Annotated in this window: 24 protein-coding genes; 12 read left to right on the forward strand and 12 right to left on the reverse strand. The window is 68.6% G+C overall.

The genetic code is table 11. The features are described 5' to 3' along the window. Positions 1-41: 41 nt before the first annotated feature. The gene (locus tag ACIQF0_RS41865) at positions 42-515 is read right to left on the reverse strand and encodes a hypothetical protein (RefSeq protein WP_319978457.1); all 474 of its coding nucleotides are present in this window, start codon (positions 513-515) and stop codon (positions 42-44) included. Between the two features lie 142 nt (positions 516-657). Between ACIQF0_RS41865 and ACIQF0_RS41870 the strand changes: the two genes are divergently transcribed. Then, positions 658-2136, forward strand: coding sequence for an amino acid adenylation domain-containing protein (locus ACIQF0_RS41870; RefSeq protein WP_401039533.1), 1479 nt, complete (start codon positions 658-660; stop codon positions 2134-2136). A 53-nt stretch (positions 2137-2189) separates the two neighbouring features. Here ACIQF0_RS41870 and ACIQF0_RS41875 read toward each other — a convergent pair whose 3' ends face one another. Both ACIQF0_RS41875 and ACIQF0_RS41880 read right to left on the reverse strand, forming a co-directional pair. Further along, the gene (locus ACIQF0_RS41875; RefSeq protein ID WP_401039536.1) at positions 2190-3230 is read right to left on the reverse strand and encodes a ketoacyl-ACP synthase III family protein; all 1041 of its coding nucleotides are present in this window, start codon (positions 3228-3230) and stop codon (positions 2190-2192) included. A gap of 9 nt (positions 3231-3239) precedes the next feature. Then, entirely contained in the window at positions 3240-3464 is a 225-nt protein-coding gene (locus ACIQF0_RS41880) for an acyl carrier protein (protein WP_093600101.1), read from the reverse strand. 173 nt (positions 3465-3637) lie between these two features. Here ACIQF0_RS41880 and ACIQF0_RS41885 point away from each other — a divergent pair, with 173 nt between their 5' ends. Continuing rightward, positions 3638-4090 carry a hypothetical protein gene (locus tag ACIQF0_RS41885; protein ID WP_401039538.1) on the forward strand — a complete coding sequence of 151 codons (453 nt, stop codon included), beginning with the start codon at positions 3638-3640 and terminating at the stop codon, positions 4088-4090. Positions 4091-4155: 65 nt separating this feature from the next. Here the strand turns inward: ACIQF0_RS41885 and ACIQF0_RS41890 are convergent, their stop codons facing one another. After that, complete coding sequence (locus tag ACIQF0_RS41890) at positions 4156-4992, reverse strand: NAD(P)H-binding protein (protein WP_360042294.1); 837 nt, start codon at positions 4990-4992, stop codon at positions 4156-4158. Positions 4993-5134: 142 nt separating this feature from the next. Between ACIQF0_RS41890 and ACIQF0_RS41895 the strand changes: the two genes are divergently transcribed. Next, on the forward strand, positions 5135-6343 hold the full coding sequence (locus ACIQF0_RS41895) for a cytochrome P450 (protein ID WP_401039541.1): 1209 nt from the start codon (positions 5135-5137) through the stop codon (positions 6341-6343). Positions 6344-6394: 51 nt separating this feature from the next. Here ACIQF0_RS41895 and ACIQF0_RS41900 read toward each other — a convergent pair whose 3' ends face one another. Beyond that, positions 6395-7801: an MFS transporter gene (locus ACIQF0_RS41900; protein WP_401039544.1), complete on the reverse strand. Its 1407-nt coding sequence runs from the start codon at positions 7799-7801 to the stop codon at positions 6395-6397. After that, positions 7798-8922, reverse strand: a complete 1125-nt coding sequence (locus ACIQF0_RS41905; protein ID WP_401039547.1) for an epoxide hydrolase family protein — start codon at positions 8920-8922, stop codon at positions 7798-7800. The genes ACIQF0_RS41900 and ACIQF0_RS41905 overlap by 4 nt, the downstream gene beginning before the upstream one ends. A gap of 124 nt (positions 8923-9046) precedes the next feature. On the opposite strand from ACIQF0_RS41905, the gene ACIQF0_RS41910 reads away from it, so the two are divergent. After that, a complete protein-coding gene (locus tag ACIQF0_RS41910) occupies positions 9047-10261 on the forward strand; it encodes a cytochrome P450 (RefSeq protein WP_401039550.1) in 1215 nt (404 codons plus the stop codon). 14 nt (positions 10262-10275) lie between these two features. Then, the gene (locus ACIQF0_RS41915; RefSeq protein ID WP_401039553.1) at positions 10276-11286 is read left to right on the forward strand and encodes a zinc-binding dehydrogenase; all 1011 of its coding nucleotides are present in this window, start codon (positions 10276-10278) and stop codon (positions 11284-11286) included. A 48-nt stretch (positions 11287-11334) separates the two neighbouring features. Here ACIQF0_RS41915 and ACIQF0_RS41920 read toward each other — a convergent pair whose 3' ends face one another. After that, positions 11335-11664, reverse strand: coding sequence for a hypothetical protein (locus ACIQF0_RS41920; protein WP_401039555.1), 330 nt, complete (start codon positions 11662-11664; stop codon positions 11335-11337). Positions 11665-11763: 99 nt separating this feature from the next. Here ACIQF0_RS41920 and ACIQF0_RS41925 point away from each other — a divergent pair, with 99 nt between their 5' ends. Further along, positions 11764-12522, forward strand: a complete 759-nt coding sequence (locus ACIQF0_RS41925) for an SDR family oxidoreductase (protein WP_360042313.1) — start codon at positions 11764-11766, stop codon at positions 12520-12522. Between the two features lie 30 nt (positions 12523-12552). Further along, positions 12553-13785, forward strand: a complete 1233-nt coding sequence (locus ACIQF0_RS41930; protein ID WP_401039557.1) for a cytochrome P450 — start codon at positions 12553-12555, stop codon at positions 13783-13785. A 53-nt stretch (positions 13786-13838) separates the two neighbouring features. Here the strand turns inward: ACIQF0_RS41930 and ACIQF0_RS41935 are convergent, their stop codons facing one another. Both ACIQF0_RS41935 and ACIQF0_RS41940 read right to left on the reverse strand, forming a co-directional pair. Further along, complete coding sequence (locus ACIQF0_RS41935) at positions 13839-15257, reverse strand: alpha/beta fold hydrolase (RefSeq protein ID WP_401039559.1); 1419 nt, start codon at positions 15255-15257, stop codon at positions 13839-13841. Positions 15258-15372: 115 nt separating this feature from the next. Next, entirely contained in the window at positions 15373-15813 is a 441-nt protein-coding gene (locus ACIQF0_RS41940) for a DinB family protein (protein ID WP_401039561.1), read from the reverse strand. A gap of 152 nt (positions 15814-15965) precedes the next feature. On the opposite strand from ACIQF0_RS41940, the gene ACIQF0_RS41945 reads away from it, so the two are divergent. From ACIQF0_RS41945 to ACIQF0_RS41955, 3 genes are read left to right on the forward strand one after another with little or no spacing between them, the layout of a single operon-like run. Further along, a complete protein-coding gene (locus ACIQF0_RS41945) occupies positions 15966-16289 on the forward strand; it encodes a 2Fe-2S iron-sulfur cluster-binding protein (RefSeq protein WP_093600065.1) in 324 nt (107 codons plus the stop codon). Positions 16290-16300: 11 nt separating this feature from the next. Next, the gene (locus tag ACIQF0_RS41950) at positions 16301-17080 is read left to right on the forward strand and encodes an SDR family NAD(P)-dependent oxidoreductase (protein WP_093600062.1); all 780 of its coding nucleotides are present in this window, start codon (positions 16301-16303) and stop codon (positions 17078-17080) included. Position 17081: 1 nt separating this feature from the next. Then, on the forward strand, positions 17082-18299 hold the full coding sequence (locus tag ACIQF0_RS41955; RefSeq protein ID WP_401039565.1) for an NAD(P)/FAD-dependent oxidoreductase: 1218 nt from the start codon (positions 17082-17084) through the stop codon (positions 18297-18299). An 18-nt stretch (positions 18300-18317) separates the two neighbouring features. Here ACIQF0_RS41955 and ACIQF0_RS41960 read toward each other — a convergent pair whose 3' ends face one another. Further along, positions 18318-18923 carry a DNA-binding response regulator gene (locus ACIQF0_RS41960; protein ID WP_401039567.1) on the reverse strand — a complete coding sequence of 202 codons (606 nt, stop codon included), beginning with the start codon at positions 18921-18923 and terminating at the stop codon, positions 18318-18320. Positions 18924-19031: 108 nt separating this feature from the next. Here ACIQF0_RS41960 and ACIQF0_RS41965 point away from each other — a divergent pair, with 108 nt between their 5' ends. Further along, complete coding sequence (locus ACIQF0_RS41965) at positions 19032-19619, forward strand: NAD(P)H-dependent oxidoreductase (RefSeq protein WP_319978439.1); 588 nt, start codon at positions 19032-19034, stop codon at positions 19617-19619. Positions 19620-19624: 5 nt separating this feature from the next. Further along, the gene (locus ACIQF0_RS41970) at positions 19625-20632 is read left to right on the forward strand and encodes a ketoacyl-ACP synthase III family protein (RefSeq protein ID WP_360042335.1); all 1008 of its coding nucleotides are present in this window, start codon (positions 19625-19627) and stop codon (positions 20630-20632) included. A 55-nt stretch (positions 20633-20687) separates the two neighbouring features. On the opposite strand, the gene ACIQF0_RS41975 is transcribed toward ACIQF0_RS41970, so the two are convergent. Both ACIQF0_RS41975 and ACIQF0_RS41980 read right to left on the reverse strand, forming a co-directional pair. Then, positions 20688-22961 (reverse strand): sensor histidine kinase, encoded by a 2274-nt coding sequence (locus ACIQF0_RS41975; RefSeq protein WP_401039571.1) that lies wholly within the window; start codon positions 22959-22961, stop codon positions 20688-20690. 102 nt (positions 22962-23063) lie between these two features. Next, complete coding sequence (locus ACIQF0_RS41980) at positions 23064-23735, reverse strand: hypothetical protein (RefSeq protein WP_360042340.1); 672 nt, start codon at positions 23733-23735, stop codon at positions 23064-23066. Positions 23736-23741: the final 6 nt, after the last annotated feature.

Raw genomic sequence — 23741 nt, forward strand, 5'->3', positions numbered from 1 at the left:
AGGCCCCTCGCCGGCGGTGAGGGGCCTTTGCCGTGGGAAATTCAGATGCGCTTGGCGTCACCCTCGACGTCGACCGGCCCCTGCCACGGGGTGCCGTCGTTGAGGTTGATGTAGGTGTGCGCCTTGGTGGTGAACTTCTTCTTGTTCGCGCTGATCTTGCCCAGGTGGCTCGCGTTGATCGAGCCGACCGGGTTGCCGTTCTCGTCGCGGTGGGCGTGGTGCGTGATCCAGAAGCTGAACTGGCCGTCCTTCTGCGCGGTCCAGACTCCCCGGCCCTCGAGCTGGTCCGGGTAGCCGGGCTTGGTCTCGCAGTGCAGCTGGTAGTCGGCGGTGAAGTCGCAGAACAGCGGCGTGAGCAGCGGCGGTTCCTCGATGTGGATGGTCACGGTGAGGTCCCAGCGGCCGACGAGAGCGTTCTCGTAGCTGGGCTTCGCGTTGGCACCAGCGGCGGCGACGACGGGGACTGCCAGCACACAGGCGGCCACGGCGGCCAGAGCCTTCTTGCGGACGTTCATGGGGGATGCGCCTCCGGTGAGGTGGGGCAGCGGACGCGCTGAGTGTTGTTCGGGCAGCTCAAACACCCCTGTAGCGCCAGTTGTGACCCGAGGGGACTTCGAGGCCGGTTGCGGAGGATGGGCGAAATGAGAGGAGCTGGGCATGTCTGCAACGGTGACCGACGCGTTCCGCTGCCGGGCGGCCAGAACGCCCGACGCGGTGGCGCTGTCGGCGGAACAGGGTTCCCTGAGCTATGCCGAGCTGGACCGGTGGTCGGACGCGCTGGCCGGTGAGCTGGCCGAGGCCGGCGTGCTGCCCGGCGACCGGGTGGCGGTGTGCCTGGAACGGTCGCCGCAGCTCGTCGTGGCGCTGCTGGGCGTGCTCAAGGCCGGCGCGGCGTACGTGCCGATCGACCCGGAGGACCCCGAGTCACGGGTCTCGATGATGCTCGCGGACGCCGACGTGTCCCTGGTCATCGGCCAGTTCTTCGCCGGCTTCACCACGCTGAAGGTGTCGCCGCCCACCGGACGGTCCACAGTGGAGCTTCCGGTCGTCGCTCCCCGGGACCTCGCCTACCTCATGTACACCTCGGGGTCCACGGGCAAACCGAAGTCGGTGATGATCGAGCACCGCAACATCACGAACCTCGTCACCGGCGCGAACTACGTCGACGTCACGCCCGCGGACCGGATCCTGCAGCTCGCGCCGGTCGCGTTCGACGCCGCCACGTTCGAGATCTGGGGAGCGCTGCTCAACGGCGCCCGCGTGGTGCTCGCCCCGCCCGGTGTCGTGCAGGCCGAAGAGCTCGGGGACCTGTTGCGGTCCAACGAGATCAGCGTCCTGTGGCTGACCGCGGCGTTGTTCCACCGGCAGATCGACGTCGACGTGGCCGCGTTCAAGGGCGTGCACACCGTGCTGTCCGGAGGAGACGTGCTGTCCGTGCCACACGTGCGGCAGCTGCGCGAAGCCGTGCCGGAGGTGCAGATCGTCAACGGCTACGGGCCGACGGAGACGACGACGTTCGCGACCTGCCACCGCATCGGCGCGGACGAGGACCTGGGCGGCGCGGTGCCGATCGGCTCGCCGCTGCAGAACGTCGAGGTCGTCGTCGTGGACGCGGAGGGGAAGCCGGTCGAGCCGGGCACGCCAGGCGAGCTGTGGATCGGCGGCGCGCAGGTGGCGCGCGGCTACTGGAAGCGGCCGGACCTCACGGACGAGAAGTTCGTGCGCGGCAGCTGGAACGGCGAGCGCTACTACCGGACCGGTGACCAGGGCCGCAAGCGCGCGGACGGCGTGGTCGAGTTCCTCGGCCGCATCGACGACCAGTTCAAGTTGCGCGGGTTCCGGATCGAACCGGGCGAGGTCGAGAACGCGCTGACCGAGCACCCGCAGGTCCGCACCGCCGCGGTCAGCCTCCGCACGCACCCCAGCGGTGACCGCAGGCTCGTCGCGTGGGTCGTGAAGTCCGGTGAGGAGCTGGACAAGCGGGCGTTGAAGACGCACATGCGCGCGAACATGCCCGAGCACATGGTGCCGGCCGGGTTCGTCGTGGTGGACGAGCTGCCGATCACGAGCAACGGCAAGACCGACCGCAAGGCTCTGCCGGAACCCGACTGGAACTCCAAGTCTCTTTACATCTGAACGCGCGGAAAGGGCGGGCTCGCAAGGAGAGCCCGCCCTTTTCTTTACGTTCTCTAGACCCAGGAAGGAACTTCGAGGATCTCCAGGACGGCCGCGGTCCAGACGTACCCCGCGCCGGAGGACTGCAGGACGATCAGGTCGCCCGGCTGCGGGTCGCGCTCGGCCAGCACGTGGTCGAGTCCCAGAGCGATGTCCGCGGTGCCGACCATGCTGTACTGCTTGGCCCAGTCGTACGTCGTGGAGGTCCGGTCGACGCCCAGCAAACCGCAGATGCCGTGCGTGACGATGGTTTCCGCGAGCTGCTGGTGCAGGAAGAACCGAGCGTCGGCGAGCTCGATCTCCGCTTCGTACAACGCCATCTTCAGCGAGTGCCGCACTCCGCCGCCGATGCGCGCGATCATGTCGTCGAGGTCGACGTCGGCGTTCTGGAGGAAGTCCTCCACGCCGCTGTTGAGCTGCAGGGTCTGGCCGTCCGCGAACGGCCCCGTCGTCCATTCCGCGTAGCCGCGCGACATCTGCTCGAGCGTCGAGTCGGCGTGCGAGTGGATGGAGCGGATTCGGGCGAAGCCGGAACGGTTCGACAGGACGAGCGCCCCCGCGCCGTCTCCGTTGACGTTCTGCTCCTCCGAGGCCCACCGGTCGAAGTAGGGCAGGTGGAAGGCGTCGCCCGCGGTCACGAGCGCGGCCGGCAGGTCCTGGTGCGAGGAGAGGTACGAGGCGGCCAGGTCCACCGCGGCCATGAAGCCGTTGCAGCCCTGCTTGACCTCGAACGCGGGCCCGGTGCCGCCGACCGTGTTGGCCTGCACGTAGCTCGCGGGCGTCCACAGGTCGAGTCCCTGGTGGGACAGGGAGGCGTGCACGGTCAGGCCGAAGTCCAGCGGACTGAGCCCCGAGCGTTCCACCGCCTCGACACCGGCTCTGGCGGCCATCACCGGACCGGTCTCACCAGGGGCCGCGACGCGCAGCTCCCGGTAGCCGTTCATGGCCTTCTTCTCCTCTGTGTACCGGCCGGCCGCGATGGCGTCGTCCACCGTCTCGACCTGCTCGGGCAGATATGTGCCCACACCGGCGATGTACAGGTCATTCCATCGCATCTCGAACTCCTAGGCTGCCTGGTCCAGCTGCTTGGCGACGGCGCGCGCCGTCGGGTCCTCGTAGAAGCTGCGCAACGGGACGCGGACGCCGTACCGCTCGTGGACCTGCTTGACCAGCTTCGACGCCAGCAGCGAATGTCCTCCCAGGTCGAAGAAGTGGTCCTCCGGTTCGATTCCCGGTACCCCGAGCACCTCCCCGAACAGCTCGCAGAGCTCTGTCTCCCGTTCGGCCACGGTGTCCTCCCTGTCAGCCCTTGAGTAACGAAAACTTTGCGTTACTCGGGTTGAGACGAGCTTGGGCCGCGGCGGAAAACCGCACGTTCGAGCCGTTCTGAAGTTTGCGTCGAGGGGTTTCACCGACGGTTGCGCGCGTCCGTCGCACGCAACAGGGATTGGGAGCCACACAGATGCAGACGTTCACTCCGAAACGTTCGACCGCCTTCGCGCGCACAGGAGCGGTCACGGCCGTGGTCCTGCTTGCTTTAACAGGCATGGCGACCGCGGCGAACGCGACCTGCACACCGGTGGGCTCCTGGACCGGGTACGTGACCAGGACGGACGGCGACCACCCGACCAAGCTGCAGTTCAAGGCCAACGGCAAGGTGTTCGTCACCAACGAGCAGAACACGACCACCCAGGGCACGTGGTGGTCGACCGGCGTCAACAAGTTCCACTACAAGTTCCGCGGCGAGAAGGTCTACGACGAGAACGGCGCCTACTTCGCCTACGTCGACTTCGACCAGGACGCCGTCCAAAGTGGACCGGACAACTTCACCAGCTCCGGCCCGTCCACGTTCTTCCTCGCGGACGGCACGAACCTGGGCACCTCGAACATCACGTTCACGATGGCTCGCGTGTAGTACCCGCGCACGGACGGAGCCGGGACGGGTCCGCCGCCCTCATCCCGACTCCGGCCCGTGGGCAGTCACACCAGGAACGAGGCGTGCTCTTCGACCCACTGGCGGAACGTGCGGGCCGGCTTGCCGGTGATCCGTTCGGCCGTGGCACTGGTGTCCGCGACGACGCCGACAGCGGCCTCCCACTGGTTGAGCAGTGAGGTCAGGACGGGCGGCGGCACGAAGTTGCTCATCTGCGCCTCACCCTCCTCACGGGTCAGGCCGTTGATCACGAGCTTGCGGCCGAGCACGTCGCCGACGATCTCCAGTTCCTGGCGGAACGTCAGCGACTCCGGGCCGGTGAGGTCGACGATCTCGTCCTGGAGCTTCTTCTCGGTGAGCGCGACGACCGCCACGTCAGCGATGTCATCCTCGTGCACCGGGGCCACCTGGGCCTCGGGGAAGACCTGGTCGATCGTGTCGCCGGCCTGCAGCGAGTAGCTCCAGCCGAACGCGTTGCTCATGAAAGCACCGGGCCGCAGGATCGTGTAGCTCAGGCCGGAGGTGACCACGGCCTCCTCGACGAGCAAGTGGTGGTGTGCCAACGGGTCCTGGTCGGCGCCCGGCAGCCCCACGGTGTTCGACGACAGCAGCACGATCTGCTCGACGCCGGCCTTCTCGGCCTCGTCGAGGAACTTCACGATGCCGTCCGGCTCCGCGTAGAGCAGCACCTTGGAGACACCGGCGAGGGCCGCGACGAACGTCTCCGGGTCGTTGAGGTCGAGCGCGACTGTCTCCACGCCCTCGGGCACGTCGAGTTCCGCGGGATTTCGGCCGGACGCGCGCAGGCTGTGACCCGCCGCGTAAAGCCGCTGGAGCACGCGACGGCCGACGTTGCCGCGCGCCCCGGTGACGAGGATGGTCATGTGGATCTCCCGAATTGGGTGGTTCGCCTGGATGGCTGATCACGCACAGCGTTCACCCGGTCACTCGAACGGCACTAGACCGTGCTTCAGGTCAGGGCTCCTAACCTGCGAAAACACTGTCCAGAGCTGCGAGGAGCGCACGGTGGTTTCCTTTCCCGTTCCCGGATCCAGTTACCGCGGTCCGGCGCCGGAGTTCGCCGGGTTCCGCGCGTCGAGTCCTGTCGTGCGCCTGCCGGCGAACGGCGGCGGTCACTGCTGGGTCGCGACCACGCAGGACTCGGTCCGCGTGGTGCTCGACGACGTGCGGTTTTCCCGTGCGGCGTCCTATGAACCGTCCGCGCCGACCTTTCCCGGGTTGTTCCAGGCGCCGCCCGGGATGATCATCTCGCTGGACCCGCCGGCGCACACGAGGCTGCGCGACCTGGTGTCGCAGGCGTTCTCGGTCGACCGGATCGAGTCCATGCGACCGAGAATCCAGCGGCTGGTGGCAGAGTTGCTGGACCAGGCGGATTCCGAAGCTCTCGAGGGACCGGTCGATCTGCTCGGCAAGTTCACGTTCCCCCTGGCCATCATCGCGATCAGTGACCTGTTGGGTGTGCCCGCCGGCGACCGCGACACGTTCGCACGACTGATCCGGGAGTTCGCCGCCGTCGACGCGCCGGAGCTGGCGGCCGCGGCGGGCGAGCAGCTCGGCGAGTTCATGGCCGGGCTGGTGTTCGGGAAGATGGCCGCGCCCGGCGACGACGTGCTGTCGGCGCTGACCGAGGCGCGGATCGGTGACGACAAGCTGGAGGTCGGCGAACTCATCGGCCTCGGCTACACGTTGCTCGGCGCCGGTGGTGACTCCACCGCCTGTCACCTGGCCAGTTCGGTCCTGACGTTGCTCGGGCACCACCGCGACGTGTGGGTGCGGCTGGGGGAGCGGCCGGAGGAGGTGCCGGCGGCGGTCGAGGAGCTGCTGCGCTGGATCACGTTGTCCACCAACGACACGACCGGTCTGCCGCGGATCGCCACCGAGGACGTGAAGTTGTTCGGCGTGACGATTCCCCAGGGTGACGCGGTGTTCGTGTCGACCAACTCGGCGAACCGCGACGAGACGCTGTTCACCGACCCCGACACGCTCGACTTCACGCGGACCGACAACGCGCACCTCGCGTTCGGGTACGGGATCCACCGCTGCCTCGGCGCCCCGCTCGCGCGCATCGAGCTGACCACCGCGTTCGAGGAACTGACCCGGCGCTTCCCGGCCGCCCGCCTCGCCGTCGCGGAGGAGGACCTGGAGTGGCAGAAGGCCGACATGAACCACCGGCTCGTCGCGCTGCCGGTCGACCTGCACGGCAAGGGTTTCTGAAACGCGAAAGGCCCGCCCGGAACTCTCCGGGCGGGCCTTTCGCTGTGCGGGCTACTTCTTGCGAGGTACGGCGATCGCGGCCAGCGCACCGCAGAAGGTGAAGACGCCGGCACCGAACAACGCCAGCCCGAAACCGGAACCGAGCGAGTGCTGCAACGGTTCACCCTGGGCCAGCAGGGAGTCGGCGCGGGCCGACGACATCGTCGCGAGGACGACCAGGCCGATCGCGCTGCCCATCTGGCGGATCGTGTTGAGCAGACCGGACGCGAGGCCCGCCTGCTCACGCGGCACACCGGACGTCGCCGCGTTGGTGGTGGCGTTGAGAACGGCGCCCATTCCCAGACCCAGCAACGTGGTCGGGATGAGGATCGAGCCGAGGAACGTCGACGACTCGTCCGCTGTGGACACCCAGAGCAGGCCGACGGTCGCCGTGAGCAGACCGGCGATCAGCACCGGCCGTGGACCGATCTTCGGCACGATCCGCGCCACACTGAAGCCACCGAGCGCGATGCCGATCGACAACGGCAGGTAGCCGAGACCGGTCTGCAACGGGCTGAAGCCCATCACCTGCTGCAGCACCAGCGTCAGGAAGTAGAAGGTGCTGAACAGGGCCGCGATCGCGAAGAACGCCACGATGTTCGCCGCCGTCACCGCGCGGTTGCGGAAGATGCCCAGCGGCATCAGCGGATGGCTCGACACCGTCTGCTGGCGCAGGAAGAACGCGAACAGGACCACCGCCAGCGCGAGCGATCCGGCGACCTGCCAGGAACCCCAGCCGAGCTCGTGCGACTGCGCGATGCCGTAGACCAGCGCCATCAGACCGAGTGTCACGGTGAACGCGCCGGGGACGTCGAGCGCCTTGCGGCCACCGTTGCTCGGCGTCTCCGGCACGGCACCGCGGATCATGGAGACCAGCGCGATGCCGAGCGGCACGTTGATCAGCAGCACCCAGCGCCAGCCGAGCGACTCGGTGACGATGCCGCCGAGCAGCACGCCGACCGCCCCGCCCGTGCCGGACACCGCGCTCCACCAGCCGAAGGCCTTCGCGCGGGCGGTGGGGTCGCGGAACGTGGTGCCGAGGACCGTGAGCGACGCCGGTGCCATCACGGCCGCGCCCAGGCCCTGGAACCCGCGGGCCGCGATCAGGGTGCCGGGCGAGGTCGCCATGCCACCGACCGCGCTCGCGACGGTGAACAGGGCCGCGCCGAAGAGGAACACCCGGCGCTGTCCGAACAGGTCGGCGAGCCGGCCGCCCAGCAGCAGGAAGCCGCACACCGCGATCGTGTACGCGCTGTTGACCCACTGCAGGTCGTGCCGCTCGAACCGGAGGTCCTCGAAGATCGACGGCAGCGCGACGTTCATGACCGACGCGTCCAGCACGTTCATGAACTGCGCCAGGCAGCAGACGGCCAGCACGAGGCCGAGTCTGGTGCCCGGCTTGTTGAGCGTGGCCGTCATGAGCGCACCAGCCGGAAGAACGTCCGCAGCTCCTCGACGAGCACGACCGGGTTCTCCAGCGCGGGGAAGTGGCCGCCGGACGGCATCTCCCGCCAGTAGCGCAGATCGGTGAACCGGTGCTCGGCCCACGCCTTGGGCATCCGCGCGTCGGCCGGGAACACCGAGAACCCGGTCGGCACATCGACCTGGGTGAGCGGTGACTTGTTGTAGCTCTCCCAGTACAACCGGCCCGACGACGCGGCCGTGGCGGTGAACCAGCACACCGAGACCATGTCGAGGATCCGGTCGCGCGAGATGATCTTCTCCGCGTCGCCGTCGTGGTCGCTCCACGACCAGTACTTCTCACCGGCCCAGCCGAGCTGGCCGATGGGGGAGTCGGTCAACCCGTACGCCAGCGACTGCGGCTTGGTGTTCATCACCGCCGCGTACGCGGACTCCTTGGCGGCGAACTCCTTGAGCGCGCCGAGACCCTTGTAGTCCTCTTGTGTCAGCTGGACTTCCGCATCGGGTGCTGGGGCGAACGGCATCACGAGGTGGATCGCCTCGACGTGGTCCGGCGCGATGTGGCCGAGGATGCCCGTGATGAACGAGCCCCAGTCGTTGCCGTGCGCGTAGAACTTGTCGTAGCCGACGCGGCCCATCAGCGTGACGAACGACGCGGCGATGCGTTCCAGCGTCCAGCCGGTTCCGGTCGGCTTGTCGCTGAAACCGTAGCCGGGCAACGAGGGCGCGACGACGTGGAAGGCGTCGGCCGGGTCCGGCGGGTTGGTCAGCGGCTCGATGACGTCGAGGAACTCCGCGACCGAACCCGGCCAGCCGTGCGTGAGCAGCAACGGCTTCGCCTGCGGGTGCGGGGAACGCGCGTGCAGGAAGTGGATCCCGACGCCGTCGATCTCCGTCCTGAACTGGGGGATGGCGTTGAGCTTCGCCTCGGTGGCGCGCCAGTCGTAGACGTTCGCCCAGTACTCGGCCAGGTCCTTGGCGTAGGCCAGGGGCATGCCCTGCGACCAGTCGTCCACGGTCTCCGCGTCCGGCCACCTGGTCGCTGCCAGCCGCCGTGTGAGGTCCGCCAGTTCGGAGTCGGGAACCTCGACCCGGAACGGCACGAGTGCAGTGTCCATGGCGCGAAGGTAGGTACGGGGGCTCAAATCCCGGTCGACATTCAGGTTTCGAGCCGCCTTCGAGGTGCGCGTAGCAAGGTTCGGCGCGAGGCCAGGCCGATGTGATCCCCCCGGAGGTGTTCCCGTGCTGCCCCTTGAACTGGACGAGGAGTTCCCGTTCAGCGGTTCCTCCTACCGCGGCCCGGACCCCAAGTACGACAAGCTGCGCGCCGAGTGCCCGGTGGCCAAGGTGCCCACCAACTCCGGCACGCCGACCTGGGTGATCACCAAGTACGAGGACGTCCGCGCCGGGCTCGCCGACCCCAGGCTGAGCCGCGCGTTGACGTGCGTCGAGGGTGCTCCCCAGGTCGGCGGCGCCATGACCACCACCCCCGAGATGATCATCTCGCTGGACGGGTCCGAGCATTCCCGGCTGCGCAAGCTGGTGATGGGCGCGTTCACCGTCCGCAAGGTCGAGGCGATGCGCGCGGGCGTGCAGAAGGTGGCAGACGAGCTGCTCGACGCCGTCGAGCTCAAGGGCGCGCCGGTCAACCTCGTTGAGGCGCTTTGCGTTCCGCTGCCGCTCACGATCATCGGTGACCTGCTCGGCGTGCCGACCGAGGACCTGAAGATCTTCGAGACGGACGCGCGGGCGTTCGCGACGTTCGACGAGAACGACCCCGAGGCGCCGATGCGGGCGTTCGGCAGGCTCGCCGGGTACGTCATGGGCCTGATCGCGCAGAAGCGCGAGAAGCCCGGCCAGGACATGCTGTCGGACCTGATCTCCGCGCGGGACAACGACGACAAGCTGAGCGAGCAGGAGCTGGTGACGTTCGCGTTCACCCTCATCGGCGCCGGCTTCGACACCGCCGCGAACCAGATCTCCAACTCCGTGCTGGCGTTGCTGCACGACCACCCGGACACGTGGCGGCGGCTCGTCGCCGACCCGTCGCTGATCCCCGCGGCCGTCGAGGAACTCCTGCGGCACGTCAACCTCTTCGCCACCGACACCACCGGTTTCCACCGCATCGCGGCGGAGGACCTGGAGCTCGGCGGGCAGAAGATCGCGAAGGGCGACGCGGTGTTCTTCGTGCTGTCGTCGGCGAACCGCGACGAGGACGTCTTCGAGAACCCGCAGCGGCTCGACATCGACCGCGCCTCGAACCCGCACATCGCGTTCGGGCACGGCGTGCACTACTGCCTCGGCAAGCAGCTGGGGCGCATGGAGATGGCGATCGCCATCGAAGGTCTGACCCGCCGTTTCCCCGACCTCAGGCTCGCGGTGCCGTACGCGGACCTGAAGTGGCACCAGGGCGAAATCAACCACTCACTCGTCAGCCTCCCCGTCACCTGGGGATAGATAGAAGGAGAGCCATGAGCATCCCCGAGAAGCAGTGGGAGGTCAGGCTCGCCAAGCACGTCGAGGACGACCTGACCCTCGAGCACTTCGACGTCGTCGAGGTGGCCGTCCCCGAGCCCGGTGACGGTGAGGTGTTGGTGCGCGTCGACTACGTGTCGGTGGCCGCCGCCTTCAAGGAGTTCATGAGGTCCGACTGCCAGATCCCCGGCGTGCCGCCGTGGAAGGTCGGCGATCCCGCGGGTGGCGGTGGTGTCGGCACGGTCGTGAAGTCGAACAGCCCCGACCTGGAGGTCGGCGACCTGGTGCAGTCGTTCGGCCCGTGGCAGGAGTACTGGGTCGGCCCGGCGCAGCAGTTCATCAAGCAGAACCCGCACTACGTGCCGTCGCCGGTCTACTTCCTGTCGCAGGGGCCGACGGCCTACTACGGCATGGCGACCATCGCGCAGGCCGGTGAGGGCGACGTCGTGTTCGTCACCGGTGCCGCCGGCGGCGTCGGGTCGCTGGCCGGGCAGATCGCGAAAGCCCGTGGCGCCAAGGTGATCGGCTCGGCCGGCAGCCAGGAGAAGGTCGACTGGCTGGTGAACGAGCTCGGCTTCGACGCCGCGTTCAACTACAAGGACGGCCCGGTGTCCGACCGGCTGCGCGAGCTGGCGCCGGACGGCATCAGCGTGTTCTTCGACAACGTCGGTGGCGAGCAGTTCGAGGCCGCGCTCCAGGCGGCCCGTCCGCACGCCCGCTTCGCGTTGTGCGGCGCGCTGGCCAACCAGAACGACGGCACGGCCGAGCACCCGCGGATCGACCTGATGACGGCGATCACCAAGCACCTGGAGATCCGCCCGTTCGCCTGCTACCACCTGCCGGAGCAGATCCAGGACTGGGTCGTCCACTTCGGACAGTGGCTGCAGGAGGGCAAGTTCGTCTTCCCGCACACCATCGTGGAGGGCGGGGTCAAGACCGCGCCGCAGGCGTTGCTGTCGCTGTTGGCGGGCAAGTACACCGGCAACGTGACGGTCAAGATCTCCTGACGCGCGTGTGGAGAAGGGGGCGCCTTGACTGGCGCCCCCTTCGAGGTTCTAGCCCAGCCTTTGCGCCGTGATGCTGATTGCCGCCTCACGCGCTGTCGTGCCGTTCGCCAGGCGCACCACCGCGTTGCCGTTGCTGACGAACTCGTCGCCGCGCAGCACGGCGTCCTGGGCGATCTCGATCGTCCCCGGAGCCTCGGTCAGTTCCTCGTTGATCCGATAGCTGAACGTGTCGGGACCCGTCTGGGTCCACGTGCCCGCTCCCTTTCCGCCCACGACCAGCATCGCTGTGCCGTCGCGCGCGAACTCGAACTCGCTCTCCGTGTGGCCACCGGGTCTGCCGACTCGGGCGCGCCACCTGCCCACCGCAAGAGTTCCCATGCTCCCCAGGGTTTCCGTCCCAGCTAGACCTGGACTCAAGGAACACCCAGCAGGGTTGTCGCTGACTGCCCTACCGAGTGGAAAGAAGCTGGAGGCGTCATGTCGGACGCACCATTTGCCGGACAGCAGGTCGTCGTGACGGGTGGGGGAACCGGCATCGGCCGCGCGGCGGCGCTGGCGTTCGCCGACCTCGGCGCCGCGAACGTGATCATCACCGGCCGCCGGGAGAACCGGCTCACCGAGGTCGTCGCCCTGCACCCCGCGATCACCGCGGTCGTCGCGGACGTGACGACGGACGAAGGCGCGCAGAAGGTCGCCGACGCCGTGAAACTGGGCGGCGGCAGGGTGGACGTGCTCGTGCACAACGCCGGCATCTTCCGCTTCACGCCGGTCGCGGGGTTCGACCTCGCCACCGCGCGGGACGTGCTGGACACCAACCTGGTCGGCCCGCTGGTGCTGACCGCCAAGCTGTTGCCGCAGCTGACTTCGCCCGGCGGCAGCATCGTGTTCGTCTCCAGCAACGCCGGGCACATCGCGGTGCCGGGTGGTGGCGTGTACGGCGCCAGCAAGGCCGCCGTGGACAGCCTGGTGCGCAGCTGGGCCCTCGAACTGGCCCCGCAGGGCATCCGCGTCAACGCGGTCGCGCCCGCAGCGGTGCGCACGGAGGTGTACTCCGCCAACGGTTTGAGCCCCGAGGAGGTCGAGGGCTACTTCGGCTTCCAGGCCTCGCAGACGCCTCTGGGTCGCACCGGCGAGGTCGACGACGTCGTTCCGTGGATCACCCGGTTCGCCGAGCCCGCGAGCTCGTGGGTCACCGGTCAAGTCATCACGCTCGATGGCGGCGCTGATCTGGCGTGAGCCAACTTTTCGACTAGGAGGAAGACGCAGATGACCAGCAGCGCCACCGAGCCAGGTGTGGACACGTTCCCGTACAAGCGCACATGCCCGTTCACCCCGCCCGCGCAGTACACCGAGATGGCCGAGGAGGACGTCGTCGAGGTGACGCTGACCGGTTCCGGTCTGCGGATCTGGACGATCAGCGGCTACCACACCATCAAGCAGCTCCTGACGGACCCGCGGATCAGCGCGTCGCGCAAGCACGACAACTTCCCGTTCTACTTCATCGCGCCGCCGGAGTTCCGCACCGAGACGTCGTTCATCGGCTACGACAACCCGGAGCACACCAAGACCCGGCGCAAGGCGGCCGTGACGTTCACCAACCGCCAGGTGAAGCGCCTCCGCCCGCGCATCCAGGAGATCGTCGACGAGTACATCGACAAGATCCTGAACATGACGCCGCCGATCGACTTCCACCGCGAGTTCTCGCTCGCCGTGCCGATGACGGTCATCTGCGAGCTGCTCGGCATTCCGCAGGACGAGCACGACTTCTTCATCGAGCACGGCACGTGTCTGCTCGGCGGCCACTCGACGCCCGAACAGCGTCAGGCCGCGATCGTCGAGGTGAACGCCTACGTCGACAAGCTGATCACGTTGAAGGAGAAGGAGCCCGGCGAGGACCTGCTCAGCCGCGCGATGGCGGAGTACGCCGCGTCCGGCGAGGAGTACACGCGCCGCGACCTGTTCAACATGATCCGCCTGCTGATGAACGGCGGCCACGAGACCACGGCCTCGATGCTGTCGCTGGGCACCGCCGCGCTGCTGGAGAACCCGGACCAGCTCAAGCTGCTGCTGGACGACCCGGAGGGCATGATCGAGCCGGCCGTCGAGGAGCTCGTGCGCCTCGCGACCATCGGTGACACCGCCATCCCGCGCGTCGCGCTGGAGGACATCGAGATCGGCGGCAAGACCATCAAGGCCGGCGACGGCATCCTGTGCCTGGGTCTCAACGGCAACCGCGACCCGGAGATCTTCCCGGAGCCGGAGAAGCTGATCCTGGAGCGCGGCACCCGCAAGCACCTCGGGTTCGGGCACGGCCTGCACCACTGCATCGGTGCCGACCTGGCGCGCCTGGAGATGCAGCTCGTGTGGTCGACGCTGTTCCAGCGGATCCCCTCGCTGCGGCTCGCGAAGCCGTTCCTGGAGATCCCGCGCAAGGAAGGCGCCGTGATCTACGGCCTCTGGGAGCTGCCGGTCACGTGGGACATCCCCGCCGAGGACTGAGCTTCACGAGAAAGGGCCCCGCACCTCGGTGCGGGGCCCTTTTCGTTGGTGCGTCAGTCCTTCGGGATGTTCGGGCGCTGCACGTGCCCGGGAATCCTGGTGTGCTTGCTCGCCGGCAGCACACCGTCGACGAGGTAGTCGTCGACCAGCGAGTCGAGAACCTCGTTGCCCGCCAGCCCGTACACCTCGTGGTCGCCGGAGTCCTCGATGAGGACGAGCGGGTGGTCCAGCAGCGCGGCCAGCTCGATGCCGCCCTCGACGCGGTCCATCGGGTCGCCGTCGGCCTGCACCACGAGACCCTTGGGGTAGCCCGGCTGCGCCAGTTTCGTCGGCGGCTCCAGGCTTTCGAACGTCCGGAACGCGCCGACCCACGGCTGGGCGCGCAGCACGCCGTAGCCGTACGGGTGCTCGGCGCGGTGCTTGCGGACGTCGGCGTAGTAGACCTCCAGGTCCTGCGGCCAGTAGGTCTCCAGCGTGATGGCCTCCAGCACGCCGACCCGCAGGTCGCCCTCGGAGTCCTGCGGCCGCCAGGTGGCCTGCCCGACGATCAACGCCCGCGCCTTCTCGAAGTTGGCGTCCTGCAACGTGGTGCGCAGGTCGCCGACGAGGTAGCCCAGCGAGTCCCACTGCCCGCGGTCCGTGGCCCGCGTGCCCACCGCGCCGTCGAACAGCGTGCGGAGCTGGATCTGGTCGCCTTCTTCGAGCTTCGCGACGACGGCCTCGATCTCGGCGATGACGGCTGCCGAGGTGTTGCCGAGGTGGAAGTGCCCGTCGCGCTCGGCGGTCCAGTCCGCCCACAGCGCGACGTTGCGGTAGACCGCCTCCGCCTGGGTGACGAACTGCTCGCGCCACGTCCACTGTGGATTGATGCACGAGTCGAAGACCGTGCGGTCGAGGTTCTCCGAGAACATGGTGCCGTAGACGGCGCCGACGTACACGCCGTACGCGTACCCGACGAACGAGATCTTCTCCTCGCCCAGCACGACGCGGATCAGGTCCATGTCACGGGCGGTGTTGCGGGTGGTGATGTGCGGGCGCAGGTCGCCGCCGCCCTTCTCGCAACCGAGCTCGCGCAGCCGCATGTCCTCGGCCAGCTGCTCGAAGAGCGAGTCCGGCGGCCGGGAGTCGAAGGGCGCCTTGGGAATCGTCACCTCGGCGTAGAGCTTGGTGGACTCGCCGTACCCGCGCGGGTCGAACCCGATGAGGTCGTAGGCGGTCCGGACCCGGCTGCCGAGGCGCTTGATCAGCCCGAGGCCGTCGCCGCCGTCGCCACCGGGTCCGCCGTTGACGGCCAGCAGCACACCGCGGCGCTGGGCCTTGTCCGTGGCCTTGAGACGGGCGATCGCGATGGTGAGCTTGGGACCGTCCGGGTCGGAATAGTCGCGTGGCACGACGACCGTCGCGCGTTCAAGGCCGTCCTCGAACGGCGGTGACCAGTTCACCTGCTGGTCGTAGAACTCCTTGAGGGGCACGGTGGAACCTCCGCGTGTGGGTGTACGCCGACACCGCAGCGTCGCAAGACCTGCTCGAATGCCAGCGGAACCGCGAGCCACCCGCCCGGTTTGTGGCGGGACGGGGTGTTCGAGGTCAGCGCCCGGTCCGCCCGTCGATCAGCTCCCGGACGACGTCGGCGTGCCCGGCGTGCCGGCCGGTCTCCTCGATCATGTGCGCGAGCCGCCACCGGACGTCTTCGGCGGCACTGCCGTCGATCACCTCGTCGGCCCGCTCCACCGCCTCCCGGTAGCCGGCCACGACGTGCGCGACGCTGTCGCCCTCGGGCACGTGGAAGGTTGCCTTCCAGCCGCGCGGCTTCACGCCCAGGAACGTCGCTCGCTCCACGAACGTGAGGTGGCGCAACAACCCCAGCAGGTTCGTTCCCGACGGGACCATCGCGGTCCGGACCTGGGGTTCGGGTGCACCCTCCACCTTGGCGATCACCGCCGCGCGCAGGTAGTCGAGGAACCCGCGCAGGACCTCGGTCTCACTCCCGCCGGTCCTGGGCGGCGGTTGGTCGCGTTTCCTCGGCATGGCTCGATTCTCGGTCGCTCCGGAGAGGAACGCACGCGAACTTGCTGTTCCGGCAAGCTCCTGAACGCTCAAGGTGGTCTCCACCACGTGCAAAGCGATGACGTTCAAGGTGAACCACGTCCGGCGAGCCGCAGATCCGTGGGAGAACTGCCATGCCAAAGATCACTTACGTTTCGCACGACGGCATCGAGACCGTTGTCGACGTGGCCCAGAACGACTCCGTGATGCGCGGCGCGGTTCTCAACGGCATCAAGGGAATCGTCGCCCAGTGCGGTGGTGGGGCCTCGTGCGGTACGTGCCACGTGTACGTCGACCCGGAGAACACCAAGCCGCTGTCGCAGATGCACCAGGTGGAGGACGAGCTTCTCTACTTCACCGCCTGCGAGCGCAAGGAGAACAGCCGGCTGAGCTGCCAGATCCCCGTGACCGAGGAGCAGGACGGGCTCGTCGTGCACATGCCTGAGAAGCAACTCTGAGGGAGAGAAGCATGAGCAAGCGACGGGTCGCCCTGGTCACGGGCGCCACCAGCGGAATCGGTCTCGAGGTCGCCCGCAGTCTCGGCAGGGAGGGACACGCGGTCTTCGTCGTGGCCCGCAACGCCGAGAACGTCCAGACCACGGTGAAGCAGCTGCGTGAAGAAGGCATCGAGGCCGACGGCGCCGCCTCCGACGTGACGTCCACAGAGGACATCCGCACCGCGGTGCAGAAGGCCGTCGAGGTCTTCGGCCCCATCGAGATCCTCGTGAACAACGCGGGTCGCGGTGGCGGCGGCATCACCGCCGAGCTGGACGAGGACCTCTGGCTGGACGTCATCGACACCAACCTCAACGGTGTCTTCCGGTTCACCAAAGAGGTTTTGAGCACCGGCAAGATGGTCGAGCAGTCCTGGGGCCGGATCATCAACATCGCCTCCACCGGCGGCAAGCAGGGCGTCGTGTTCGCCGCGCCCTACTCGGCGTCCAAGCACGGCGTCGTCGGGTTCAGCAAGGCCGTCGGCATCGAGCTCGCGAAGTCCGGGATCACCGTCAACGCGGTGTGCCCCGGCTACGTCGAGACGCCCATGGCCGGCCGCGTCCGCCAGGGCTACGCGAACCACTGGGGTGTCTCCGAGGAAGAGGTCCTCGAGAAGTTCAACGCCAAGATCCCGCTGGGTCGGTACAGCACGCCGGAAGAGGTCGCCGGTCTCGTGACGTACCTGACCACGGACACCGCGTCCTCGATCACCGCACAGGCGCTCAACGTCTGCGGCGGGCTGGGCAACTACTGACATGCGCGGCGAGTCGGTAGTCGTCGTCGGGGCCGGGCAGGCGGGCTGCCAGGTCGCGGTGTCCCTGCGCGAGCAGGGACACCGCGGCCCCATCACGCTCATCGGTGACGAGCAGGCCGCGCCGTACCAGCGGCCCCCGCTCACGAAGGCCTACCTGGCGGGGGAGACCGACCTCGCCGGGCTGGTCCTGAGGCAGGACTCGTACTACGACGACCACGGCATCAAGCTCGTGACCGGCGAGCGGGTGATCGGGGTCGACCGCCAGGCACGGGTCGCGGTGCTGGGATGTGCCCGCACGATCAGCTACGACCACCTGGTGTTCGCGACGGGCGCGCGGCCGCGGCCGTTGCCCATCCCCGGCGCCGAGCACGTGCTGAACCTGCGCACGGTCGCCGACGCGGACGCGATCCGGGAACGGCTCGACGGCCAGATCGGGCTCGACGTCGTCGTCATCGGCGGAGGGTTCATCGGCCTCGAGTTCGCCGCCGTGGTCAGGAAACTGCGCCACGAGGTGACCGTCGTCGAGGCGCAGGGCCAGGTGATGCAACGGGCGGTGTCCGCGGAGACGGCCCAGCACCTCGTCAACCGCCACCGCAGCGAAGGCGTCCAGATCCTCACCGGAACGGGCGTCGCGGCGGTCAGGGAAGGCCTGGTCGAGCTCACGGACGGCACGGTGCTCGTCGCGGACCTCGTGGTCGCGGGCATCGGCGTCATCCCGAACACCGAGATCGCCCAGCGCGCGGGGCTCGCGGTCGACAACGGCATCCTCGTCGACTCCCACCTGCGCACCGTCGACCCGCGCGTCCACGCGCTCGGCGACTGCGCGCGGTTCGCCAGCACGCACGCCGGCGGCCTGATCCGCCTGGAGTCGGTGCAGAACGCCACCGACCAGGGCACCACGGTCGCGGCGGCCATCATGGGCAGCGCGGAGCCCTACACCGCCCTGCCGTGGTTCTGGAGCGACCAGTACGACGTGAAGCTGCAGACCGCGGGCCTCACCAACGGCCACGACCGCACGGTCACCGTCGGCGACCCGGCCGAGGGCAGGTTCTCCGTGTTCTGCTTCAAAAATGACAGGTTGATTGGAATCGAGGCCTACAACCGGCCGATCGACTTCCTGATGGGGCGCCGGATCCTGGAGGGCGGCAACTCGCTCACCCCGGAGATCGTCGCCCAGCCCGGCTTCGACCTGCGCGCCAGCCAGCAGCGGGCAGCCTGAGCGATGCCATCCGCACAGCTACAGCCAGCCGGCTTCCTCGGCGATGCGGATGGCGTCCACCCGGTTGCGGCCGTTGAGCTTGGTCATGATCGTCGTCATGTAGTTGCGGACCGTGCCGACCGAAAGGGACAGCGCGACAGCGATGTCAGGCGCGTCGGCACCGTTCGCGGCCAGCCGGAGGACCTCCAGCTCGCGGTCGGTCAGCGGGCACTCGCCGCGATCCCACGCGGCCAGGGCCAGCTGGCTGTCCACGACGCGTTCCCCGGCGGCGACGCGGCGGATCGCGTCGGCGAGCTCCGTCGGCGGCGCGTCCTTGAGCAGAAAACCGTCCACGCGGGCCGCCAGCGCCCTGCGCAACGTCCCCGGACGGCCCAGCGACGTCAGCATCAACGTCCTGACCTGCGGCATCGTCTCGCGGATCGTCGTCGCGGCGCTCAGCCCGTCGAGGATCGGCAGGTCGATGTCGATCACACAGACGTCGGGACCGTGCTGGCGCGCCGCCGGCACGATCTTGTCGCCGGAGCTCACCTCGGCCACGACCTCGATGTCCGGTTCGAGGTTGAGCAGCGCGATGAGAGCACCGCGCACCATGTGCATGTCCTCCGCGAGCAGAACCCTGATCATCGCGCCCCTCCGCGCGACACCATATCTCCCAACGTTCATGTCGCGCTCCACGCCACATCAAGGCGGCCCGGCAAGGGTGAACCGAGCTGCCTCGCGAAGGGATGCGTCATGGAACGCAGCGTCAACGTGACAGTCGTGTACTACTCCTCGACGGGAACGATTCACCGGATCGCCTCGGAGATCTCCGAGACGGCCGAGAAGCACGGCGCCGAGGTGCGGCTGGTACGGGCTGCGGAGCTGGCGCCCGAGGCGGCGTGGCGATCCAGGCCGGCCTGGGCGGCGCACCTGGAGGAGACCGCGGACGTCCCCGTCGCGTCGGTCGACGACGTGCTGTGGGCCGACGCCGTCGTCTTCGGCACGCCGACCCGCTTCGGCAACGTGTCCGCGCAGCTCAAGCAGTTCATCGACACGCTGGGGCCCGCCTGGTTCAGCGGTCTGCTGGCCGACAAGGTGTACAGCGCGTTCACCTCCGGCGGCAGCCTGCACGGAGGCATGGAGACCACGCTCGTGTCGATCTACAACATGGTCTGCCACTTCGGCGGGATCATCGTGCCGCCGGGAGGAAACCTGAATCCCTACGGCACCTCTCACGTCCTGGGCGCGGACAACCTGCCGGTCGACGAGATCGCGTTGCAGGCGGCCCAGATTCAGGCGGAACGCGTCGTGCGCGTCGCACGTGCGCTGAAGGAGGTCTGACCGCGGTGCGAGTGAAGGATGTTTTCGTCAATGGCAGCGGCGTGCGCCTGCCCTCGACGCTGAACGTCGCGGACGCGATCGCGTCGGGGGAGTGCGAGCCGAAGCTCGTCTCGCGGACGGACGTCGAGTCCGTGTCCGTGTCCCCGCACGAGTCGGCGGCCGAGATGGCGGTCGAGGCGGCACGGGTCGCGTTGGCACGGGCGGGATCGCAGCCCGACGACGTCGACCTGATCCTGCACGCCACCACCTACCACCAGGGCCAGGACCTGTGGCCGGTCGGTTCCTACATCCAGCGCGAGACGGTCAGGAACTCCTGCCTGGCGCTGGAGATCCGGCAGATGTCCAACGGCGGTCTGGCCGCCATGGACCTCGCGGTGTCCTACCTGATCGCCCGTCCCGGCAGGGATGCCCTCCTGACGTCCTCAGATCGCTTCTGCCTGCCCGGAATCGACCGCTGGAAGACCGACCCCGGAACGCCCTACGGCGACGGTGCGTCGGCTCTCGTGCTGTCCACCCGCGGCGGTTACGCGAAGCTGCTTTCGTTGGCCATCAATGCGGATTCCGACCTCGAACCGCTGCACCGCGGCGACGTGCCGTTCGGCCTCGCGCCGTTCTCGCACCGCATCCCGGTGGACTTCGAGGAGGCCAAGCACACGTTCAGCCGCGAGTTCGGGCTGTCCTACGGCATCAACAAGGCCAACGCGGGCCAGGCGCTCGCCGTGGAGCAGGCCCTGTCCGACGCCGACATGAAGATCGGTGACGCGGACTGGATCATCCTGCCGCACTTCGGCCGCCGCCGGCTGGACGTGAACTACCTGCGCCCGTACGACATCGAGCCGGAGCGCACCACGTGGGAGTGGAGCCGCACGGTCGGGCACCTCGGCGCCGGCGACCAGTTCGCGAGCTTCGACCACCTGGTGCAGACCGGCAAGGCGACGTCGGGCCAGCGGATCGTGATGTTCGGCGTGGGCGCCGGTTACAGCTGGGGTTGCGCGGTCATCGAGATGCTGTGAGCACACCGAAAAGGGCCGCGTGAGGGATTCCCTCACGCGGCCCTTTTCGCTGCTTTCAGTTCAACGGCAACGGGATCTCGGCGCGCAGCCGGTAGGTGTGCTCGGGCGTGAGACCGGCCTGCAGGTCACCGCCGAGCGCACGGACGCGGGTGGTCAGGTTGCCGATCCCGCTGCCGTCGCGCGACTTCCGCTCGATGGTGGGGATCCCGTCGTTGATGATGTCCATCGTGACCAGGTGCCGCGAGCTGGCGAGCACGATCTCGCAGTGCTCGGCCTTGCTGTGCCGCAGGAGGTTCGTGACGCCCTCGCGCAACACCGTCGCCAGCGTCACCGTCACCTCCTTGGGCAGCTGGTCGCACGCGTCGATCCGCACGGTGACCTCGATGTCGGCCGCGGACAGCAACGCCTGCGCCGACTGGGTCTCCTCGTCGAACGACAGCTCGCGATAGCTCAGGGCCACCGACCGCACGTCCGCCAAAGCCTGCCGGGAGATCTCCAGCACCTCGGTGAGCTCCTGGCGCGCCCGGCCGGGGTCGATCACCGCCAGCCGGTGCGTGAGCTCGCTCTTCAGCGTGATCGCGGAGAGGCTGTAGCCGAGCAGGTCGTGCAGGTCGCGGGCGAACCGCAGCCGTTCCTGCGTGACCGCCGCCGTCGCCAGTTCCTCCCGCGCCTCGTGCAGCTCGTTCACCGTGGAACGCAGCCTGGTCAACGCGTAGAGCACCAGGCCGTGGTTCGTCGCGGCGATGACGCCGTACACGGTGTCCACGACGCCCTCACCGATCGAGGGGCCCATCACGTGGTAGATCGCGCCCTGCGCCGCGACGACCGCGACGAACGCGAGCCAGCCGGTCCGGCGGGGCAGGAGCAGCGCCGCCGATCCGGCGAGGAAGCCGGGCACGGCGCCGAGGTAGGGGTTGGTGAACACGAACGGGGCCGTGTACACGCAGACGGCCAGCGCGGCCAGCACCGCGCCGACGCGGACCGGGGTCAACCGGACGTGGGGACGGCTCACCAGGCCCAGCACGAGCCCGACGGCCACCGCGCTGCTCACCGCGGCGGCCGCGATCCCGGCCGCCCCGACCGACGAGTAGAAGTGCGTGGACAGCGTCGTCGCCATCGCTCCGTACCCGACCACGACCGCCGTGAGCAGCACCTGGGCGAACCGCGTCGCCATCATGGGGCCGGCGGGGCGCGGGTCGCTCGCCCGTTCCTCCGACGCCGGATCGGTCGGCACCTCGGCGTGCAGCCGGTAGACGCCGTCCGGTGAGGCCTGGGCGAGGATCGATCCACCGAGGGCGGTGGTGCGGGTGGCGAGGTTGGTGAGGCCGCTGCCCTGATCGGTGCCGGCCTCGGCGGGAGCGCCGTCGTTGACGACGTCGATCGACACGAACCCGTCCGTGCCGGAGATCGTGATCGTGCAGCGGGTGGCCTCGCTGTGCCGGAGCAGGTTCGTCACACCCTCGCGCAGCACCGTCGCGAGGACGGTCCTGGACCGGGGGGCGAGCTCGGTCTCGTCCGCCTCGATCGTCGCCGTGACCCCCGCGGCGGTCAGCACGGACCGCGCCGACTCGATCTCGTCGGCCAGCGACAGTTCGCGATAGCTCGACGCCACCGCACGAACGTCCGTCAGGGCCTCACGGGCGATGCCGAGGATCTCCGCCAGCTCACGCAGCGCGCGGTCGGTGTGTTCACCGATCAGCTTGCGGGTCAGCTCCACCTTCAGCGTGATCGCCGAGAGGCTGAACCCGAGCAGGTCGTGCAGGTCGCGGGCGAACCGCAGCCGTTCCTGCGACACCGCCAGGTCGGCGAGCTCGGACCGGACCGTCTCCAGCTGCTTCACCAGCGACGGCAGCCGCGACAGGCCGTAGACGACCAGGCCGGCGACCATCGACGACACCAGGTAGTAGATCAGCACGCCGGTTTCCCACTGGCCGATCTTGGCCGCGGCGTTGACCAGCGCCACCGCGCCGAACACCAGCCACCGCACCCGGCCAGGCAGCACCAGCAGGGCACTGCCCGCGAAGAAACCGGGCATGCCGGCCCACGCGTTGGGGAAGAACAGCATCGGCACGAACACCAGCAGCGCGAGCGCGCCGAGCGCCAGGTAGGCCTTGGCCGACCTCAGGTCCGTGCCCGGCCGGGAGAACACCCGCAGCTGCAGGTACCCGATCGAGAGCAGACAGGCCAGTGAACCCGCGATCCGCACGGGGGTGGCGCCGGCCTGCAGGACGTAGAGGAACGCGTTGCTGAAGTAGCCGACGAACACCACGCTGATCACGACGTACGCCAAACGACGGGACACCGATGAGCGTTCCTGTCGCAGCGTCACAGCAGCAGCTCCCACGCGAGGGTCCGGACGCGGCCATGATACGGGCGCTTCCTGGGAAATCTCGCGTTTTGCGATCCGCGATCGGAGCAACATGGCGATGGCTCAACACCTCTGGACGACGACGAGTCCGGCCCCCGCCAGATAAGCGACAACATCTCCGACCAGCGTCTTCTCCACCTGCAACGCCTCGGCCACCTCGGCGATCGTGCTCTCCGTGTGCAGCAACGACTTCGCGATCTCGGTGGCGGGCGCGCTGTGCAGAATCACCTGATAGGCGAGTCCTGGACACGCCAGGGCCTGGTCCCCGTTCAGCCGTTCGATCTCGGTGCGCGGCCGCATGGTGACGATCTCGTGCTCTTCGATGTGCGGCAACGCGAACACCGCGTCCCGCGTGACCGCGACGACCGACAGGATCGGGCCGGCGCCGTCGTTCAGCCCGAGCGACGGCACGAGGCAGCCGCCCAGCTGGTCGAGCGTGTTCTTGAGCTTGCGCCAGATGAGGCACGGACCGGAGCCGGTCTTCCACCGCACGAAGTTCTCGTGCAGCGCCGAGATGTTCTCCAGCGCCACCGGACCGAGGCTCATCCGGTGCAACGCCTCGCGCACCAGCGGGCTGGTGTCGGCGATCTGGATCGCACCCCATCTGCCGTGCACGGTCAGGTGCTCGGCGCCCTCGTCCACGAAGGCGTCCTCCAGCAACGACCACAGCGGCCTGCCTGCCGGGACGTGCGACTGCGTGGGCACCACAGCGCCTCCGCTCTGGGCGATGGTCATCCCGTT

Origin of the sequence: Lentzea sp. NPDC092896 (genome assembly GCF_044754905.1) — a bacterium.
Taxonomy (GTDB): Bacteria; Actinomycetota; Actinomycetes; order Mycobacteriales; family Pseudonocardiaceae; genus Lentzea.